Raw genomic sequence first — 2,697 nt, forward strand, 5'->3', positions numbered from 1 at the left:
GCCCAAATCAGTGCGCGAGTTGTCCTCGGTTCAGGGCGTTCCCTCTGCGGTGGTCCGTCGTTATGGTGATAAAATTATCGAGATCGTTGCCGATGCTGCATCTGCAGACAACTCCGGCATCGAAACCATTGCCCCGCCGCTGAGCCGGGAGCTGCAGATGTTTTACAAACAGATCAAGCGCCAGATGGTCCAGGCGGCTGAAGCCCGGGATATTCCCGTGGAGTTGCTGGCCCCGCGCAAGCGGCTTGAGGCCGTTGTGCACCAGCGCGACCTGTCTGCCGGGCTGTTTGACGAAGGCTGGCGCCAGGAAACCCTGGCGCCGGTACGGGAACACATTGAGGAATTACTGACATCATGACGGCAAAAACCTTTGTATCGGTGTTTCGCAGCAGCAAGAAAGTGGACACCTATATCTATGTTCGTCGTGGCCAGATCTGGGACGACCTGCCTGACAGCCTGCGGGAGATTTTTGGCAGCCCGGTTCACGCCATGGACCTGATCATGACACCGGAACGCAAGCTGGCGCGCACTTCCGGCAGGCAGGTACTGGATGCCATTGCCGACAAGGATTTCTTTCTGCAGATGCCGGAAGAGAGCAGCGGTTACGTGGTGGACTTCCGCCGCAGGCCGGAGCAGAGCCGGGAATGATTGCACAGATTCCATTCTGGCAACGCAAGCGCCTGGACGAGATGACGCCTGCGGAATGGGAATCGCTCTGTGACGGTTGCGGCAAGTGCTGCCTGGCCAAACTGGAGGACGAAGACACCGGCGAGGTTTACTACACCGAACTGGCGTGCCGGTACATGGACCAGGACACCTGCCAGTGCACGGTCTACAGCGAGCGCCTGCAGAAGGTACCAGCCTGTACGGTACTGACCCCGGAGTCGCTGGGGGATTACCACTGGCTGCCATTTACCTGCGCGTACCGTACACTGGCCGAAGGCCGCCCGCTGGCGGACTGGCACCCGTTGCGCTCGGGTGATCCGCAAACGGTGCACCAGGCGGGTGTGTCGGTTCGCCACCGGGTGATGTCGGAAGCCGACGTTGCCGAGCAAGACTGGGAAGAACACATAATTCACTGGATCCTTTGATGATAGACGCAGAAACCAACCTCGCTTACGGAATATTCTGGGCCCTGTACGCGGTCGCCTTTGTGGTGTTTTTCTACATGATGGCGCGGCTGTTTCGCATTATTCCGGTCTACGCAATCCGCACGCTGCTGCAGGCTGCGCTGATCGTCCTTTTGCTGACCCCGGTGGAGTCCGCCGAGGTGTCAAACTGGTGGATGCCGGCCTGGTTACACGGTGGCTATGAAACCATTCTTGGCGATGCCAGTGAGGCCGGCCGTGCTTTCCTGAACTTCGGCATTGCCTCTGCGGTTATGCTGCTGGTGTGGATCCTTGACCTGGTGAGATACCGGCTGGTTAAGCGCTGATGCGAAGACTTCTGAACTGCCTGTTTGTTGTTGTATTCAGTCTGCCTTTCGCGGCGTATGCCCAGCAGCCACCCGCCCTGGAACTGCCGGACGATGCCGATATCCGCATCATCGTGGATATTTCCGGTTCCATGAAAACCAACGACCCAGACAACCTTCGTCAGCCGGCAGTCCGGCTGCTGGCCCGAATGCTGCCGGAAGGCGCCAGTGCCGGGGTCTGGACGTTCGGCCAGTACGTCAACATGCTGGTTCCCCATGGCGAGGTTACCGATGCCTGGCGGGAGCAGGCGGTGGAGCGCTCCGGGCAGATCAACTCCGTTGCCCTGCGCACCAACCTGGGCGAAGCCCTCAGCGTTGCCAGCGACCGTTACCTGTCGGGCAGTGATGAGCTGGACAACACCGACTTTATCCTGCTGACCGATGGCAAGGTGGACGTTGCCGATGATGGCAACGCCGATGAAAATGCAAAGGAGCGGGCGCGAATCCTTGGCCCCCTGCTGGATCAACTGAGAAACCGTGGTGCCACTATCCACACGGTGGCGCTTTCTGAAGAAGCGGACCTGGAGTTGCTTGAAACCCTGTCGACAGAAACCGGCGGAAGCCACTCACTGGCACCTTCGGCGGAGGCATTGACCCGGGCGTTCCTGAAAGCGCTGAACACGGCGGTTCCCCAGCAGCAGATCCCGATTGAAGGCGACGGCTTTACAGTGGACGAAGGGGTGAAGGAGTTCACTGCACTGATTTTCCGCGCTGATGAGGAACCTGCGGCGGACCGCGAACTTGCTCTGGTCAGCCCGGACGGAGCGCAGGCGAGTGCCGGGTCAGCTCCCGAAGGCATGCGCTGGGTGCAGGAAACCGAGTATGACCTGATTACCGTCACGGACCCGGCCGCGGGCCAGTGGACGATCGAGGGCGAGCTGGGCGAGGGTAGCCGGGTGACTGTTGTCAGCGACTTGCGGATGGTTGTCAGCCCGGTGCCGCCAACGTTCACCGCTGATGAACCGATTGCCCTTCGTGTGGCCTTTTTCGAAGAGGACCAGAAAATCGATAATGCCGATTTCCTCGGGGTGATTGACGTTCAGCTTACCCTGACGTCGGCCGATGGCCGCAGTGGTACCAAGTCCCTCTCCGGCGAGGAACCGCCTGCAGACGGAGTCTACACCGACGATATTGCAAATCTGCCGGATGAGGGCGAATACGAGCTTGCTGTTGTGGCAGACGGGCAGACCTTCTCGCGCCGGTTCACGGCCGCCACCCGTTTC

At 60.1% G+C, this 2,697-nt stretch carries 4 protein-coding genes and 1 pseudogene; all 5 read left to right on the top strand.

Annotation, left to right across the window (positions count from 1 at the left end):
• Nucleotides 1–358 (top strand): annotated as a pseudogene (locus ACESMB_RS15110) (ribonuclease D); the annotation flags it as partial.
• Complete coding sequence (locus ACESMB_RS15115; RefSeq protein WP_372972007.1) at nt 355–648, top strand: YcgL domain-containing protein; 294 nt, start codon at nt 355–357, stop codon at nt 646–648. The pseudogene ACESMB_RS15110 and the gene ACESMB_RS15115, both read left to right, overlap by 4 nt.
• Nucleotides 645–1,091 (top strand): YcgN family cysteine cluster protein, encoded by a 447-nt coding sequence (locus ACESMB_RS15120; RefSeq protein ID WP_372972008.1) that lies wholly within the window; start codon nt 645–647, stop codon nt 1,089–1,091. Before ACESMB_RS15115 ends, ACESMB_RS15120 begins: the two co-directional genes overlap by 4 nt.
• Nucleotides 1,091–1,435 (top strand): hypothetical protein, encoded by a 345-nt coding sequence (locus ACESMB_RS15125; protein WP_372927735.1) that lies wholly within the window; start codon nt 1,091–1,093, stop codon nt 1,433–1,435. The genes ACESMB_RS15120 and ACESMB_RS15125 overlap by 1 nt, the downstream gene beginning before the upstream one ends.
• A partial coding sequence (locus ACESMB_RS15130) for a VWA domain-containing protein (protein ID WP_372972009.1) occupies nt 1,435–2,697 on the top strand: 1,263 nt, incomplete at its 3' end. The genes ACESMB_RS15125 and ACESMB_RS15130, both read left to right, overlap by 1 nt.

Source organism: Marinobacter sp., assembly GCF_041686475.1.
In the GTDB taxonomy this organism is placed as follows: domain Bacteria; phylum Pseudomonadota; class Gammaproteobacteria; order Pseudomonadales; family Oleiphilaceae; genus Marinobacter.

What these genes read in the sequence shown, in the direction of transcription:
- ACESMB_RS15115 (WP_372972007.1), top strand. Translation starts at nt 355, where the DNA reads ATGACGGCAAAAACCTTTGTATCGGTGTTTCGCAGCAGCAAGAAAGTG.
- ACESMB_RS15120 (WP_372972008.1), top strand. Translation starts at nt 645, where the DNA reads ATGATTGCACAGATTCCATTCTGGCAACGCAAGCGCCTGGACGAGATG.
- ACESMB_RS15125 (WP_372927735.1), top strand. Translation starts at nt 1,091, where the DNA reads ATGATAGACGCAGAAACCAACCTCGCTTACGGAATATTCTGGGCCCTG.